The sequence below is a fragment of the Vannielia litorea genome, from assembly GCF_019801175.1.
GTDB classification, from domain to species: domain Bacteria; phylum Pseudomonadota; class Alphaproteobacteria; order Rhodobacterales; family Rhodobacteraceae; genus Vannielia; species Vannielia litorea_B.
On the sequence record NZ_JAHVJR010000001.1, the window covers coordinates 722285 to 737486 of the forward strand.

The following is a 15202-nucleotide window of genomic DNA, read 5'->3' on the forward strand; positions in this document are numbered from 1 at the left end:
CGCCATAGCGAGCGAGGGCATATGCTCAAGCCAGTGAGCAAATGCCCAACGCCCGCGAGGTCCCCCATGCAAACGAAACGTCGTTCAATCCTGCTCACCGGCGCGAGCGTGATTGCCCTTCTTCCTGCCGCTCTTGCCGCTCAAGACGTGATCGACCTCGAGGCGATCGTCATCACGGCCACCACCGACGAGACCACGCAGGCCGATGGCTACGTCGCCAGTTACAACCAGTCTGCCACCAAATCCGACACGCCGGTTGGTGAAACGCCGCAGTCCGTCTCGGTCGTCACCGCGCAGCAGATCGAGGATCAGGGGGCCGAGACCCTCGGGCAGGCCCTGCGCTACAGCCCCGGCGTTCTGGGCGATCCCTACGGTGTCGATCCGCGCTTCGACAGCCCGACCATTCGCGGCTTCGAGGCGCGCGGCTCGCAATACGTGAACGGGCTGCGCCAGCTGCGCTACATGGGCGCCCCGGCCTATGAAACCTTTGCGCTGCAGCAGGTTGAGGTGCTGAACGGCCCCAACTCTTCTCTCTACGGCGCGGGCTCGCCTGCAGGCATCATCAACCAGGTGCAGAAGCGGGCGCAGGCCTTCGACTTCGGCGAGATCGGGGCCGGGGTGGATGACAACGGGTCGGGCCAGCTCTTCTTCGACTGGAACCGGGCTGTGAGCGATACGCTCGCCTTCCGGCTGACCGGCATCGGCAAGGACTACAAGAGCCAGGTCGAGGCGGTCGGCCTCGAGCGCGGCTATCTCGGCCTCGCCGCCCGCTGGACACCGACCGACCGCACCACCGTGGACTTCATCGCCTCCTATACCGAAGACGCGCCGGTTTCGCCTCCGGGTGTTCCCTTCGCGCTGACAGGGCAGGGGAACGACGAGTATCTCCGCGAGCTCTACACCGGCGAGGAAGACTGGGACGACCACGACCGCAAGATCTTCAACCTCGGGTACGAGCTGAGCCACGAGCTCGACAACGGCTGGACCTTCTCCCAGGGTTTCCGCTACGAGAAATTCGATTGGGAGTACTACGGCCACTACGTGAGCGGCACCGCCAATGGCGACACCGAGATCACCCGGGGCGCGAACTACCAGCTTGAGAACACCACCGGCCTGAGCCTCGACTCGCGGTTTGCGGGCGAAGTCGTGACTGGCAACGTGACCCACAAGCTGCTCTTCGGTCTCGACCTGCGCAAGTACGATGCAGAGACGACCACCGAATTCTACTACGGGACCAACCTGAACTGGCAGGATCCTGTCTATGGCGGCGTTCCGAACGGTGCGGCTTGGTACACAAGCACGCCCGAGGTGACCCAGACCCAAGTAGGCCTCTATGCGCAGGATGAGATCATCGCCGGCCCGTGGCGCGGCTCTCTGGCGCTGCGTTACGACTGGTCGAAGCAGGAAGGCACCACCTATACCAACTTCGCCGGGCCTGGCGTGATCGATCAGGAAGACGAGGCGCTTTCGGGCCGTGCCGGGCTGGGCTACGAGATTGCGCCGGGCACGCTGGTTTATGCAAACTACTCCACCTCTTTCGATCCGGAGATCGGCGTCGATGGCGATGGCAACCAGCTGAAGCCGACCACCGGCAAGCAATGGGAGCTTGGCGTCAAGTACCAGCCCGAGGGGTACAACGCGCTCTTCACCGCCGCGATCTACGATCTGCAGCAGGAGAACCTGACCATCAACCTCGGCGGTGCCCAAGGCCGGCGGCAAGTGGGCGAGGTCAAATCCTTCGGCATCGAGCTGGGCGCGGTGGGCGAGCTGGCCAATGGCATGAACCTGCGTGCCAGCTACGCCTACAACGAGACCGAGCAGCTTGACCCGAGCGGGGCGAATGACGGCAACGAGATGCCCAACGCGCCGCGCCACTTGGCCAGCCTCTGGCTCGACAAGGACTTCGCCAATGGTGTCCGCGTCGGCGGCGGGCTGCGTTACATCGGCGAGCGCAAGGGCGATCTGGCCAACAACTTCACGATGGACCCGGTGACCCTGGTCGACGTGGCGGTGGGCTACAGCCGCGACAACATGGAAGCCTCGCTGAACATCGAGAACCTCACCGACGAGGTCTATCTCTCCAACTGCGGCTCCTTTGGGTGCTACTATGGCGAGGGCCGGACGATCTCGGCCAAAGTCAGCTACAAGTGGTAGGGGGCGGCGCCCCCACGCGACGCAGCTTTATCGTCGCCGGCCTTGCGCTGGCGGCGGTTTCATCTGTGCGGGCCGCGCCGGTCGGGCCGCGCCTTGCGGCCATCGACTGGGCGATGCTGGAGACGGCAATCGCCCTTGGTCACATGCCGGTGGCCGCCTGCGAGCTGATCCGCTTTCGGGTGGATTCGCCCGAGCCTCCGGTGCCGGAGGAGGTGGTGGACCTCGGTTTGCGCGGGGCACCGAATTTCGAACTGCTGCAACTGGTCCGGCCCGACCTGATCCTGAACTCGCCCTATTACACCCGCTACGAGGCGCGGCTCAGCCAACTGGCGCCGGTGCTCAACCTGCCGTTCTACACCCGTGGCGAGCCGCCGTTGCCCAAGGTCATGGCCGCCCTGCATGATCTGGCCGGGGCCATAGATGACCCGTCGGCGGCGACACGCGCCGAGGCTGCGGCCGAGGAGGAGCTCTCACGGATCGCCACCGCCGTTGCCCCGTTTTCCGACCGGCCGCTCTGCCTCATCAACATCGGCGATGCGCGCCACCTGCGCGCCTTCGGGTTCGACAGCCTCTTTGGCTCGGTCGCCGCGCGCCTCGGACTGGCGAACGCTTGGGAGGGGCAGACGCGCTTCAGCTTTCTGGCGCCGGTGCCGATCGAGCAATTGGCCACCATGCCCGAGGCGCGGGTGGTGATCGTGGGCAATGTGCCGGTGCAGGCACGGCGTAGCTTGGCGCGGGCAAAGCTCTGGCAGGCCCTTCCTGCGGTGGCCGAAGGGCGGGTGTATCAGGTGCCCGAGGTCAATGCCTTTGGCGGCTTGCCCTCGGCCCTGAGGTTTGCACGGCTGCTGGAGGCGGCGCTCACCCGCCCGCCCGAGGTGCAGCTGTGAGCCGCGCGGCGCAGATCGGTCTGGCGGGCGCGGGGCTGCTGGCCTTGGCGCTCTGGGCGTGGGCGGCGACGGGCATGTTGCCGGTGGGTGCGTGGCCGCGCCTGCCGTTCCGCGCCGGGGAGATGAACCTCGATCAGATCCTGCTGGCCTTCGGGATGATGCCGCGCGGGGTGATCGCCCTCGTCGCGGGCGCGGCGCTGGGGCTTTCAGGCGCGCTGCTGCAAACCGTGTTGCGCAACCCGGCGGCCGACCCGACGACGCTGGGCATTTCATCGGGCGCGCAGCTTGCGCTGGTGCTGGCCACCATCTTCGCCCCGGGCCTGCTGGTGGAGGGCCGCTGGCCGGTGGCCGTGGCGGGGGCAGCGCTGGCGGCGGCGCTGGTGCTGGCGGTGGGCGCCCGGCGCGGCTTTGCACCGGTGACGATGGTGATCGTGGGCATGCTGGTGGGGCTGACGGCCAGCGCCGTCGCCACCGCCGTGACCCTCTCGCAGGGGCAATACCTGCTCTCGCTGGTGATCTGGAACGGCGGCTCGCTGGTGCAGCAAGACTGGACGGGTGTGCTCTCACTCGCCGCTGTACTTGCCCTCGGGAGCCTTGCCGCCGCGCTGCTCGCGCGCCCGCTCCGGGTGCTCTCGCTCGGGGTCGAGGGCGCCTCGGGGCTGGGGCTCAACGTGGCGGCGGTGCGTTTGGCGGGCATCGCGGTGGCCGTGGGGCTGGCGGCGGCGGTCTCTGCCGAGCTGGGGCTGATCGGCTTTGTCGGCCTCGCCGGGCCGGCGTTGGCCCGCAGCCTTGGCGCGCGCACCATTCCTCAGCGGCTTGTGCTTTCGCCGGTGATCGGCGCGCTGATCCTGTCGCTCTGCGACGGCGTGGTGCTGGCAGTTGCAGGCGCCAGCGGCGAGATGTTCCCTACCGGCGCACTGACCGGGCTGATCGGCGGGCCGCTGCTGATCTGGCTGTTGCCCCGGCTGCGCGGCTCCACCCCGCCGGGCCGGGAGGCCGCCGAGGGTTCCGCGCCGCGCCTTGCCCGCCCCATGCCCTTGTTGCTCGGCCTGCTGGCGGCCCTGATCGCCGCGGCGCTCGTGCTGGTCTGGATCGGGCGGGTGCCCGGCGGCTGGGCCATCCTCGACGCCGAGAGCTTCTCCGATTTCCTCCCCATGCGCCTGCCGCGCCTGATCGCTGCCGCCTCGGCAGGGGCGGCGCTGGCAACGGCGGGGGCGCTGCTGCAACGGCTCACCGGCAACGCGCTGGCCTCGCCCGAGGTGCTGGGGGTATCGGGAGGGGCCGCGCTTGGCTTTGCCGCCGTGGTCTACCTCGGCACCGCCGCCACCGGGCCGATGCTATATGCAGGCACCATGACCGGCGGGGTGATCGCCCTGGCGCTGGTGGCGGCCTATGTGATGCGGCGCGACATGCCCGCCGAGCGTATTCTGCTGGCGGGCATCGCGGTGTCGGCGCTGGCATCGGCGGTGCTCTCGGCGATGATGGCGTCGGGCGATGCGCGCTCGTGGACGGTGCTGGCCTGGCTCAGCGGCTCCTCCTCGGCGGTGCTGATGCCCGGCGCGCTCGCGCTGGCCGCCCTTGCGCTGCTGCTCTGGGGCGCCGCGCTCACCACCGCGCGCTGGCTGACCATCCTGCCGCTGGGGGCGGGCGTTGCCGGCGGCCTCAGCCTGCCGCTGCGCCGGGCCCGGCTCCTGCTCATCCTGCTGGCCGGGCTGGCGACCGGGGCCGCCACCGTGCTGGTCGGCCCGCTCAGCTTTGTCGGGCTGATGGCGCCGCATATGGCCCGCCGCGCGGGGCTGGCACGGCCTGTGCATCACGTAACCGGGGCCGCGCTGATCGGCGCGCTGCTGATGTTGCTGGCCGATTTTGGCGCCCGCATGGCCGGCTTTCCCTATGAACTCCCTCTCGGCCTCTTCGCCTCGCTCATCGGGGCGCCGTGGCTGCTTTGGCTGATGATGAGAACAGGCAAATGACCCTCTTCGACATTCAAGACCTCACCGTCGACGTGCCGGGCAGGCGGCTGCTGGAAGGCATCAGCCTCGCGGTGCCGCAGGGCAAGGTGACCGGGCTGATCGGGCACAATGGCTCCGGCAAGTCGACCCTGCTGAAGGTGCTGGCGCGTCAGATTGAGGCGGGGGGGCGCGTTGCCTTCGAGGGCAGGGCGCTCGCCGAGTGGAACGCCCGCGACTATGCCCGCCGCCTTGCCTTTCTGCCGCAAACCACGCCGCCCGCCGAGGGCATGGTGGTGCGCGAGCTGGTGGCGCTGGGGCGCTACCCCTGGCACGGGGCGCTTGGCCGGTTCGGGCCGGAAGACGAGGCAACCGTGGCCCGCGCGATGGAAGAATGCGGCGTTGCCCGCTTTGCCGACCGTCTGGTGGATACGCTCTCGGGCGGCGAGCGGCAGCGTGTCTGGCTGGCGATGATGGTGGCGCAGCAGGCTTCCACCTTGCTGCTGGACGAGCCGATCTCGGCGCTCGACATCGCCCATGCCGTCGAGGTCATGCGGCTGGTGCGCCGGATGTGCCGCGAAGAGGGGCGCAGCGTGATGGTGGTGCTGCACGAGGTGAACATGGCCGCGCAATTCTGCGACCATATCGTGGCGCTCAAGCAGGGGCAGGTGGCGCTCGAAGGGCCGTCCTCCGACCTGATGCAGGCCGCGCGGTTGGAAGAGGTCTATTCGGTGAAGATGGAAGTACTGCGCCGCGACGATGGCCAGACGGTTGCCGTGCCGGCGTGAGCAGGCGAGGATCTTGCTGGTGTAAAGGGTGCTTTACACTCTCGGCTGGCTCCGCTAGTGTAAAGGTAACTTTACACAGTGGAGGTCGCAATGCGAGCTTTTCTCTTTCTCGCCGGGGGTCTGGCCGCCTATGTAGGCGCGCTGTTCCTGTCCAATTCCATCCTGGCGCAGGGTGTCAGCAGCCCGATCCTGCGGGCGCTGGTTGCGCTCAGCCCGATGATCCCGGGCGTCTTCATCTGCGGTGCCGTCCTCTTCACCATCCGCACCCTCGATGAGTTGCAAAGAAAGCTGCAATACGAGGCGCTTGCCCTGTCTTTCGCGGGCACGGCCTTACTGACCTTCGGCTACGGCTTTCTCGAGGGAGTCGGCTTTCCGAAGATCTCGATGTTCGCAGTGTGGCCCCTGATGGCGGCACTCTGGGTCGTTGGCGTTGTGATCGGCCGGTTTCGGTTCGGATGAACAACCGGGTGCGAGAGCTCCGGATGGAGCGGAACTGGTCTCAGGTCGCGCTGGCCGAGAGCCTCGAGGTCAGCCGGCAAACCGTCAACGCGATCGAGCGGGGCCGTTACGACCCCAGCCTTCCGCTGGCCTTCAAAATCGCGCGGCATTTCGGGGTGACGATCGAGGACCTGTTTCAGCCGGACCCGGACGATTGAAGCCTGCCACGGGCGCAAGGGCGCATCCGCCACGCGCGAAGCCCCATGCCCCGGGGCAGGCGTGGCCCCACCACCCCGCGCGCCAGAGCAGGGGTAGCGCCTGTCTTGCAAGCCCAGTAAGACCGGCCTAGCTTTTACGCAGGCAGCGCCCGTTCGGTCTGCCGCCCAGCCCGCATCCGCCCCCGGCGCTGCCAGCCATCCCTCCAACATCCCGGTCGGAAAGGAACCGCCGTGGGGTTCATGCATTCCATGATCTGCCAGACAGATGGCATTCGGAGCACGGCGCCGGTGCAGTGGCGCTCTTACGAGGGCATGTGCGCCGTGCATTGGGAGGCGCAGGGCGAGCCCGGTGCGCGCGGCTATTACCGCTCGCCCGATCCGCGGGTCATGCTGTTTTTCAACGATGTGTCGCACCGGATCACCTTTTCGGAGCAGGAGGCCGAGCCGGGGCCGCAGTGGCGGCCGATGCTTCGGGCGCTTTACGTGCCTGCCGGGGTGCCGATGTGGACGCAGTTTCACGCGCGGCACGAGTTTTCGCATCTTGATCTGCACCTGAACCGCGGCTGGCTCGTGCGGAGGCTGGCCCCGATGTTCGGCGAGAAGGAGGCCGAAGCCGCGCTGCGCCTGCCGGTCGAGGTGCAGGATGTCGGCGCGCTTGCGGCTCTTGCCACCGCGCTGACCGAAGAGATCGCCGCGCCGAGCCGGGGGCCGTATTTTGCCGAAAGCCTCGCCATCGCCCTGCTGACCGGGCTGATCGACCCGCCAGAGGCCGAACCTGCTGAGATAACCACGCAGGGCGGGCTGACGCCCAACCAGATGCGCCGCCTGCGGCAGCTGATCTCCGGGGGCAAGGGGCGGCTGACCAATGCAGAGCTGAGCCAGGCCGTGGGCCTCTCCGAAGGGTGGTTCTGCCACGCCTTCAAGAAGACCACGGGCAAGACGCCCTTGCAGTGGCAGCAGGAGCTGCGGATCTCGATGGTGAAGGAGAGCCTGCTGCGGAGCGACGAGAGCCTCGCAGACATCGCCCTGCGCTACGACTTTTCGGATCAGGGCCACCTGACCCGCGTGTTCCGGCGCTACGAGGGCACAACACCCTCGGCCTGGAGACGCGAAGCGCGCGCCAGCTAGGCGCGCCCTTGGGCCTGCTGCCCGCCCCGCCCGGGGGAAACGACCGGGCGGGGCGGGCAGGGCGGCCTTACCAGGTGTGGTTCAGCGTCAGGCTCCACTCACGCCCGGGGTTGTAGTAATTGGCCGAAAAGCCCTTTTGCGCGATGTGCTGCTCGTCGAACAGGTTGGTCACGGTCAGGCGCACCGCGGTGTTGTCGGCAATCTGGTAGCCCACGGCGGCATCGAAGACCCAAGCCGCGTCGATCCGGTCGGTATTGGCTGTCGAGGTCCAGTATTCGCCGGTGTAGCGGGCGCCCAGCCCGAGATCGAGGTCGCCACGCCCGCCCGCGCCGGGGACGAGGTAGTTGACCCAGAGCGAGGCCTGATGCTTCGGCGTGTGCGGCAGCTCGTTGCCATTGTTGCCGCCGCTGTCCGACTGGACGATCTCGCTTTCAAGGTAGGTATAGGCGCCGGTAAAGGAGAGCTGGTCGTTGATCTCGGCCTTGGCCTCCAGTTCGAGCCCGCGCACCCGGCTTTCGCCGATGGGTTCGTCGAGCAGCGTGTCGGGGTTGGTGACCGTCTGGTTGAACTTGCTCAGATCGAAGATCGCGGCCGTGAACAGCGCGCGCATGCCATCGGGCCGGTACTTGAGGCCCAGCTCCCACTGCTTGCCGCGCTCCGGCTCCAGCCCGTAGCCATAAGCCGTGCTGAAGGAGGCGGGCACCACGGATTCCGCGTAGCTGCCGTAGAGCGAAAGCTCGGGCGTGAACTTGTAGGTCAGCCCGGCGCGCAGCGAGGTTTCCTCGAACTCGCCGGAGATCGGAAGGCTCATCCCGGCGATGTGGTAGATCTGCTCCTGATCGATCCAGTCCTGACGCAGGCCAACCTGCGCGATCAGCCGATCCCAAGAGAACTCCTGCTGCAGGTAAAGCGACTTGGCCTGCACCTTGTTGGTGGTGTCCTGATAGGGCGCCGTGCTGCCCAGATCGAGCCCGCCGGTATAGGTCGGATCGGTAAAGTCGATATCGGCGGCGGCGGTGTACCAGAGCTTGTTCTCGCGATAGTTGTCGCGGAACTCCACACCCACCATGGTCCGGCTGTGCACATTGCCGATATCGGTCTCGTAGAGCAGGTGCGCGTCGACCACGAGGTTTTCGAACTCGGAGGCATTGGCGAAGTAGTAGCGCGAAACCGTCGTCGCCCCGGTGGTCGCGCCGAGGAAGACGTAGCCAAAGCCGCCCGTGCCCTTGGTATAGCGGGCCGTCGAGCCAAAGCTCAGCCCGTTGCCGAAGTCATGCTCGAGCTTCAGGGTCAGGGTGTCTCGGTCGGTGCCGAGATAGTTGAAGTCGGGCTCGCCAAGAAAGAGCGAACGGTCGAACTCGTCGCCATTGGCCGGATAGCCGGAGCTGTTGGGGTAGCCGTCGCGATAGAGCTTGTCATAAACGAGGCTGACAGTGGTGTAATCGGTCGGCCGCCACGCAAGGCCCGCCATGAAGAAGCTCTCATCATCGTTGGACGAATCGGTCTCGGCCTCACCGTCCTTGATCTTGCCGGTCAGCCGCCACGAGAACGGACTGCCCTCGCCGAAGCTGTCGCCCATGTCGAAGCCCAGCTCCTTGTGGTTGAAGCTGCCGAGTGTGCCGTAAATCTCGCGCAGGCGCTCGCCGGTGGGGCTCTTGGTGACAAAGTTCACCGCGCCGCCGGGGTCCGACAGGCCGAAGGCGGTGGAGTTGGCGCCCTTCAGCACCTCCACCCGGTCAAAGGCGAAGGGCTCTTCGCGCACGCCGCCGAAGGCATCGCCGATCAGCAGGCCGTCGCGGTAAGTGGTGGCGTCGTAGCCGCGGATCTTGAAGAAGTCATAGCGGTCATCCCGCCCGTAAAAGTCGGTCGTCACCCCGGAGGTGTATTGCAGCACCTGCTCGGTGGTTGAGGCGCCGCGCCGCTCGATCTCTGCCGAGGTCACGACCGAAACCGTGGCCGAGCTGTCCAGAATGTCATTCGGCAGGCCGCTGCCCGAGCTGATCTGGCTCGCCACGGTGGTTTCACTGTCGGCATCGCCCGGGCCGCTGCTCTCCACGAAAATCGTGCTGAGCTCGAACGCCGGGGCGTCTTGCGACTGGGCCGGGAAGGCGGCCAGCAAGGCTGTTGCAGCACTGGTGGCCATCAGCCGGGCAAGGCGAGGGGAGGGGGAAAGTCTGGTCACGTCAGGTTGGCTCCTGTTGTTGTTTTGGCCAAGGGTCGCGGCAAGGTGGCTGACCGCAGGGCGGGTGGCGGCAGGCACGCGCCACACCTGCGGCACAAGGCGCGCAGGAGGGGAGAATGCCATCATTTCAGCCGCAGACTTACCGGATGCCTTTTGCCAAATCTTGGAGGAGACTCCGGTTTTTGGCATTTTCTGACTAAAAGAGTTGGGATTGGGGGTGAAAGCCCGGCTGCGCTCCGTTAGACCGCACTCACCAACGCTGGCGGGGCGTCCGCCCGTTCTCGGGAGAAACACAATGCAGGTCTTGCGCCTCGGCCCCAGATATCTCTGCGCCTTTGCCCTGTGGCTCGGCATCGCTGCGCCCCTTGCGGCCCAAGCCGCTTGGCCGGTCGAGGTCGAGCACGCCTATGGCACCACTGTGGTGCCTGAAAAGCCCCTGCGTGTGGCCACGGTGAACTGGTCCAACCACGAGGTGCCGCTGGCGCTCGGGGTGGTGCCGGTGGGCATGGCCGCCGCGAACTTCGGCGATGATGACGGCGATGGGGTGCTGCCTTGGGTCACCGACCGGCTGGATGAACTGGGCGCCGAGGTTCCCGTGCTCTTTGACGAGGGCGATGGCATCGACTTCGAGGCAGTGGCCGCCGCCGAGCCCGATGTGATCCTCGCCGCCCATTCGGGCCTGTCCGAGCAGGATTACCAGATCCTCAGCCAGATCGCCCCCACCGTGGCCTACCCTGACATGCCGTGGACGACTGAATGGCGGCAGATGATCCGGATGAACAGCGCCGGGATGGGCATGGCCGAGGAGGGCGAGGCGCTGATTGCGGACCTCGAGGCGCAGATTGCGGCGGGCGTGGCTGAGCACCCGGTGCTGGCGGGCAAGAGCGCGATCTTCGTCACCCATCTCGACCCGACCGACCTCAGCCGCATTCCCTTCTACACCGACCGCGACACACGCGTGGCCTTCCTGCACGATCTCGGGCTGGTCTCGCCCGAGCCGGTGAAAGAACTCTCCGCCACCGGTCGCTTTGCCGGTGAGATCAGCTCCGAGCGGATCGACGCTCTGGGCGATGTCGATATCGTGGTGACCTACGGCAGCAGCGCGCTGGTGAGCCAGCTTGGCAGCTACATGCTGACGCGACAGATGCCGGCAGTCTCGCGCAACTCCATCGTGTTGCTGAACAACGACCCGCTCGGCACCGCCGCGCACCCTTCGCCGCTGGCCATTCCTTACGTGCTCGACGCCTACCTCGACCTGCTCTCCGAGGCCGCCGCAAAGGCGGAGTGAGCGCGCTTGAGACCCGGCTCGTCCTCCCTGCGCAGTGTGGCGCGCGGCGCAAACCCGGCGTGGCTGCTCGCGGCGGTGGCGGCGCTCGTGCTTGCCGCAGGGCTTTCGCTCGCCTTCGGGGCGCGTGTCACCAGCCTGTCTGAACTCGTCTCTGCCCTGAGCAGCCCGCCGGACACCATGGGCGAGGTCGCCGTGGCCAGCCGGGTGCCGCGCACCGTGCTGGCGGCCCTCGCCGGGGCGGCGCTTGGCCTGACCGGCGCGGTGATGCAGGGCGTCACCCGCAACCCGCTGGCCGACCCGGGCATCCTCGGCGTCAACGCGGGCGCGGCACTGGCCGTGGTGATCGGGCTGGCGAGCTTCGGCCTCGGCTCGCTCACCGGCTATATCCTCGCCGCCACGCTGGGCGCCGCACTGTCGGCTGTTGGCGTTTATGCCATCGCCAGCCTCGGCGCGGGCGGGGCCACGCCGCTCAAACTGGCGCTGGCGGGCGCAGCGCTAACGGCGGCGCTCACCTCGCTGACCACTGCCGTGGTGCTGCCCCGGGGCGACATCGCCGGGCTGGTGCAATCCTGGCTCGTTGGCGGTGTGGGCGGCGCAACGTGGGAGCGGATCACACCGGTGCTGCCCTTTCTCGCGGTCGGCGCCGGGCTTTCGCTTGCCTCGGCCCGCAAGCTCAACCTGCTGGCACTGGGCGACGACACCGCCGCCGGGCTGGGAGAGACGGTCTGGCGCGCCCGCGCCGTGGCCGCCCTCGGCGCGGTCATGCTCTGCGGGGCGGTCACGGCGGTTTGCGGGCCGATTGGCTTTGTCGGCCTCGTGGTGCCGCACCTGAGCCGGCTGGTGACCGGGGTGGACTATCGCCTGATCTTGCCCGCCTCTGCGCTCTCTGGCGCAATGCTGCTGATGCTGGCAGACGTGGGCGGGCGTATCGTCGCGCGCCCGGCAGAGCTCGACGTGGGCATCGTCACCGCCTTCATCGGCGCGCCGGTCTTCATCTGGATCGTGCGGCGCAAACGGGTGGCCGCGCTGTGAGCCTCGTGGCCGACATCACCGCCCTGCGGCTGCGGATGGGCCGCAGACGGCGGGCCATGCTCGCCACGCTTGCCGCGCTGGTGCTGGCCGGGGCTGCACTGACGCTGATGGTGGGCCAATCCCTCACGCCGCCGGTCACCGTGCTGCGGGTGTTCCTCGGGCTGGAGAGCGGCGGCGAAGCCTTTACCGTAGGCGTGCTGCGCGGCCCGCGTGTGCTTGTTTCGGCGCTCGCGGGCATGTGCTTCGGGCTGGGCGGCGTGGCCTTCCAGACGCTCCTGCGCAACCCGCTCGCCAGCCCCGACATCATCGGCATCAGCTCCGGCGCCAGCGCGGCGGCGGTGTTCTGCATTGTCATGCTGGGTCTCTCGGGCACCGCCGTCTCGGTGGTCGCCGTGGCGGCAGGGCTGGGCGTGGCGCTGCTGATCTACCTGCTGGCCTGGAAGGGCGGCGCGGCGGGGGCGCGGCTCATCCTCGTGGGCATCGGCATCGCCGCCATGCTCCAGAGCTTCACCGCCTATGTGCTGACGCAAGCTCCAACCTGGTCGCTGCAACAGGCGCTGCGCTGGATGACCGGCTCGGTGAACGGCGCGCAACTGGCCCAAGCGCTGCCGCTGGCCGTGGCGCTGGCCGTCTTCGGCGGCGCGCTGCTCGCGCTGCGCCGCGACCTCGAAACTCTGCGCATGGGCGAGGATACCGCCGCCGCGCTCGGCGTGCGCATCGGCCGCGTCCGGCTGGTGGTGATCTGCGCCGCCGTCGGGCTGGTCGCCTTCGCCACCGCGGCGACCGGCCCGATCGCCTTTGTCGCTTTCCTCTCCGGCCCCATCGCAGCCCGGCTGCTGCGCCGCGATGGCTCGCTGCTGCTGCCCGCCGCGCTCACCGGGGCAGCGCTGGTTCTGCTGGCAGATTTCGCCGGGCAGGTGCTGCTGCCTGCCCGCTACCCCGTTGGCATCGTCACCGGCGTGCTGGGCGCGCCCTATCTCGTTGCGCTGATCCTGCGCGACAATCGCAAAGGAGGCGCGCTGTGACCGAGACGGTGCTGCAGATCGAGGGGCTGACCGCAGGCTACGGCGCGGAGGCGGTGATCGAAGGCATGGACCTTGCCCTGCCGCGCGGCAAGATCACCGCCATCATCGGCGCCAACGCCTGCGGCAAATCCACCTTGCTCCGGGCCATGTCGCGGCTGCTGAGGCCCGAGGCGGGGCAGGTGTTGCTCGATGGTGCGCCGGTCCACGCCATGCCACCGCGCACGCTCGCCCGCCGCCTTGGCCTGCTGCCGCAATCGCCAATCGCGCCGGAAGGCATCACCGTGCTCGATCTCGTCAGCCGTGGCCGCCACCCGCACCAAGGCCTCTTCGGCCGATGGACGACCCAAGACGAGGCCGCCGTGGCCGAGGCGCTGGAGATGACCGGCACCGCCGATCTGGCCGAGCGGCTGGTGGAAGACCTTTCCGGCGGCCAGCGCCAGCGCGTCTGGATCGCCATGGCACTCGCCCAGCAGACCGATGTGCTGTTGCTCGACGAGCCCACCACCTATCTCGACATCAACCATCAGGTGGAGGTGCTCGACCTGCTCACCGACCTCAACCGCGCCCGGGGCACCACCGTGGTGATGGTGCTGCACGATCTCAACCTCGCCGCACGCTATGCCGACATGCTGGTTGCCATGGCGGGCGGGCAGGTCGTTGCTGCCGGGTCGCCGGCGGAGATTCTCACCGAGGCGATGCTGGCCGAGGTCTTCGGCCTCACCGCCCGCGTTCTGCCCGATCCGGTCGCCGGCACACCGATGATGGTGCCCATCGGCCGCCACGCCGCCCCTGCGAAAGACCGCACATGACCCAACTCTCCCACCTCTCCGCCATCGAGTTCCGCCACAACGAGGGCGCGCGCCTGCTGGAATTCTGGCGCGCCGAATACCTCGAGCACGGCATGGAGCCGCAGCTGCCCGCACCGGGTATGCTGGTGGCCGATGCCGGGTTTGCCCGCGTGACGGTGCAGGTCACTGGCCGGGCCTGCCGGATCGAGGTGGCCTGCGCCGATGCCTCCATGCTGCCGGACTTCCGCACCGGAATCTCGGCTCATATGGAAGAGTTCGACCGCGGCCTGCCGCCGCTCACATGGTCGGGCGTGGGCGAGGCCGGTGCGCTGCCACCCACCCTGGCGGTGGGGGAGGTGGCGGGCTGTGCGCCGCTGGGAGACTCGTGGTGGCGCATGCACATCAAGCTCTCGCCCGAAGGCTACGCGCGGTTTGCCAGCGACGAGCACTGGCACTTCCGCCTGCTTCGGCCCGTGCAGGCCGGGCGCGCGCCGGTCTGGCCCCGTCTCGACGCCACCGGCGTGATCCGCTGGCCCGAGGGGGATGACAAGCTGAGCGACCGGGTCTTCACCACGCGCCTCTGCCACCCCGAGAGCCACAGCCTGACCTTCGACATCTTCCGCCACCCCGGCGGCCCCACCTGCGACTGGGCCGAGACCGGCCCCATTGGCCAAACCGTCGGCCTGATGGGGCCGGGCGGCAGAACAGGGCCGGAGCCTGACGAGGCGGGTGGGGAGCTCATTGTCGGCGGTGATGAAACCAGCGCACCCGCCATCCTGCGGGCGCTGCAAGACTTGCCTCCGGAGACGCGCGGCAAGGTGAACCTCCTCGTCGGAAGCAAGGCCGACATCCACCTGCTCGACCACCACTCGCCCTCCTGCCAGATCACCTGGCTGTGCCGAGCTGATGGCGCGACGGAGCAAGACCTCGTGTCCCACGTCCGCGACGGTCTCGCAGGCTGCGCCTCCGACACGCGCCTCTGGTTCGCCGCCTCAAAGCAAGCCGCTCGAGACCTCAGAACATATGCCATCGAAGACGCCCGCCTGCCGAAGGCGCAGGTCCATTCGGTCGGGTATTGGGCGTAGTTTTCGCTGCTTTCCATTTAAAGCTGTTTACGACCGGCAATCGGCCCATCGTCATTATGGCCTCTAGGCTGTTGCGACGAAACGAGTCGTGCACGGCCGTGTGGTCCTTGATCAGTTGGTCCGCGGTTCCAGTCCGCCTGCGGGAACCATTTTTAGGAGATTCATTTGCATGCTGGAGGCGGCGTTGCGGAGCATCGGCGCTTTAACCTGCTGGCAAGTTAGGCGCACGCGGTCGAGCAA

At 68.0% G+C, this 15202-nt stretch carries 13 protein-coding genes; 12 read left to right on the plus strand and 1 reads right to left on the minus strand.

The window, feature by feature from the left end:
* The first annotated feature begins 66 nt into the window (after positions 1–66).
* The 7 genes from KUV38_RS03565 to KUV38_RS03595 all read left to right on the plus strand — a co-directional run bounded on the left by KUV38_RS03565 (position 67) and on the right by KUV38_RS03595 (position 7562).
* A complete protein-coding gene (locus KUV38_RS03565) occupies positions 67–2154 on the plus strand; it encodes a TonB-dependent siderophore receptor (RefSeq protein WP_222468730.1) in 2088 nt (695 codons plus the stop codon).
* A complete protein-coding gene (locus tag KUV38_RS03570) occupies positions 2148–3041 on the plus strand; it encodes an ABC transporter substrate-binding protein (protein WP_222468731.1) in 894 nt (297 codons plus the stop codon). The genes KUV38_RS03565 and KUV38_RS03570 overlap by 7 nt, the downstream gene beginning before the upstream one ends.
* The gene (fhuB, locus tag KUV38_RS03575) at positions 3038–5014 is read left to right on the plus strand and encodes a Fe(3+)-hydroxamate ABC transporter permease FhuB (RefSeq protein WP_222468732.1); all 1977 of its coding nucleotides are present in this window, start codon (positions 3038–3040) and stop codon (positions 5012–5014) included. Before KUV38_RS03570 ends, fhuB begins: the two co-directional genes overlap by 4 nt.
* Positions 5011–5778 carry an ABC transporter ATP-binding protein gene (locus KUV38_RS03580; RefSeq protein WP_222468733.1) on the plus strand — a complete coding sequence of 256 codons (768 nt, stop codon included), beginning with the start codon at positions 5011–5013 and terminating at the stop codon, positions 5776–5778. The genes fhuB and KUV38_RS03580 overlap by 4 nt, the downstream gene beginning before the upstream one ends.
* 90 nt (positions 5779–5868) lie before the next feature.
* Positions 5869–6237 (plus strand): hypothetical protein, encoded by a 369-nt coding sequence (locus KUV38_RS03585; protein ID WP_222468734.1) that lies wholly within the window; start codon positions 5869–5871, stop codon positions 6235–6237.
* Positions 6234–6434: a helix-turn-helix transcriptional regulator gene (locus tag KUV38_RS03590; protein WP_222468735.1), complete on the plus strand. Its 201-nt coding sequence runs from the start codon at positions 6234–6236 to the stop codon at positions 6432–6434. The genes KUV38_RS03585 and KUV38_RS03590 overlap by 4 nt, the downstream gene beginning before the upstream one ends.
* A 249-nt stretch (positions 6435–6683) precedes the next feature.
* Positions 6684–7562 (plus strand): helix-turn-helix transcriptional regulator, encoded by an 879-nt coding sequence (locus KUV38_RS03595; protein WP_261385495.1) that lies wholly within the window; start codon positions 6684–6686, stop codon positions 7560–7562.
* A gap of 67 nt (positions 7563–7629) precedes the next feature.
* On the opposite strand, the gene KUV38_RS03600 is transcribed toward KUV38_RS03595, so the two are convergent.
* Positions 7630–9744 carry a TonB-dependent siderophore receptor gene (locus tag KUV38_RS03600; protein ID WP_315898591.1) on the minus strand — a complete coding sequence of 705 codons (2115 nt, stop codon included), beginning with the start codon at positions 9742–9744 and terminating at the stop codon, positions 7630–7632.
* A 295-nt stretch (positions 9745–10039) separates the two neighbouring features.
* Here KUV38_RS03600 and KUV38_RS03605 point away from each other — a divergent pair, with 295 nt between their 5' ends.
* The 5 genes from KUV38_RS03605 to KUV38_RS03625 all read left to right on the plus strand — a co-directional run bounded on the left by KUV38_RS03605 (position 10040) and on the right by KUV38_RS03625 (position 14962).
* Positions 10040–11032 carry an iron-siderophore ABC transporter substrate-binding protein gene (locus KUV38_RS03605; RefSeq protein WP_222468737.1) on the plus strand — a complete coding sequence of 331 codons (993 nt, stop codon included), beginning with the start codon at positions 10040–10042 and terminating at the stop codon, positions 11030–11032.
* Positions 11033–11068: 36 nt separating this feature from the next.
* Positions 11069–12064, plus strand: a complete 996-nt coding sequence (locus tag KUV38_RS03610; protein ID WP_315898592.1) for an iron ABC transporter permease — start codon at positions 11069–11071, stop codon at positions 12062–12064.
* 35 nt (positions 12065–12099) lie between these two features.
* Positions 12100–13089: a FecCD family ABC transporter permease gene (locus KUV38_RS03615; RefSeq protein WP_222470952.1), complete on the plus strand. Its 990-nt coding sequence runs from the start codon at positions 12100–12102 to the stop codon at positions 13087–13089.
* A 65-nt stretch (positions 13090–13154) separates the two neighbouring features.
* Positions 13155–13898: an ABC transporter ATP-binding protein gene (locus tag KUV38_RS03620; protein WP_261385283.1), complete on the plus strand. Its 744-nt coding sequence runs from the start codon at positions 13155–13157 to the stop codon at positions 13896–13898.
* The gene (locus tag KUV38_RS03625; protein ID WP_222468739.1) at positions 13895–14962 is read left to right on the plus strand and encodes a siderophore-interacting protein; all 1068 of its coding nucleotides are present in this window, start codon (positions 13895–13897) and stop codon (positions 14960–14962) included. The genes KUV38_RS03620 and KUV38_RS03625 overlap by 4 nt, the downstream gene beginning before the upstream one ends.
* The last annotated feature ends 240 nt before the right edge of the window (positions 14963–15202 follow it).

What these genes read in the sequence shown, in the direction of transcription:
- KUV38_RS03565 (WP_222468730.1), top strand. Translation starts at nt 67, where the DNA reads ATGCAAACGAAACGTCGTTCAATCCTGCTCACCGGCGCGAGCGTGATT.
- KUV38_RS03580 (WP_222468733.1), top strand. Translation starts at nt 5,011, where the DNA reads ATGACCCTCTTCGACATTCAAGACCTCACCGTCGACGTGCCGGGCAGG.
- KUV38_RS03585 (WP_222468734.1), top strand. Translation starts at nt 5,869, where the DNA reads ATGCGAGCTTTTCTCTTTCTCGCCGGGGGTCTGGCCGCCTATGTAGGC.
- KUV38_RS03590 (WP_222468735.1), top strand. Translation starts at nt 6,234, where the DNA reads ATGAACAACCGGGTGCGAGAGCTCCGGATGGAGCGGAACTGGTCTCAG.
- KUV38_RS03595 (WP_261385495.1), top strand. Translation starts at nt 6,684, where the DNA reads ATGATCTGCCAGACAGATGGCATTCGGAGCACGGCGCCGGTGCAGTGG.
- KUV38_RS03605 (WP_222468737.1), top strand. Translation starts at nt 10,040, where the DNA reads ATGCAGGTCTTGCGCCTCGGCCCCAGATATCTCTGCGCCTTTGCCCTG.
- KUV38_RS03615 (WP_222470952.1), top strand. Translation starts at nt 12,100, where the DNA reads ATGGGCCGCAGACGGCGGGCCATGCTCGCCACGCTTGCCGCGCTGGTG.
- KUV38_RS03620 (WP_261385283.1), top strand. Translation starts at nt 13,155, where the DNA reads ATGGACCTTGCCCTGCCGCGCGGCAAGATCACCGCCATCATCGGCGCC.
- KUV38_RS03625 (WP_222468739.1), top strand. Translation starts at nt 13,895, where the DNA reads ATGACCCAACTCTCCCACCTCTCCGCCATCGAGTTCCGCCACAACGAG.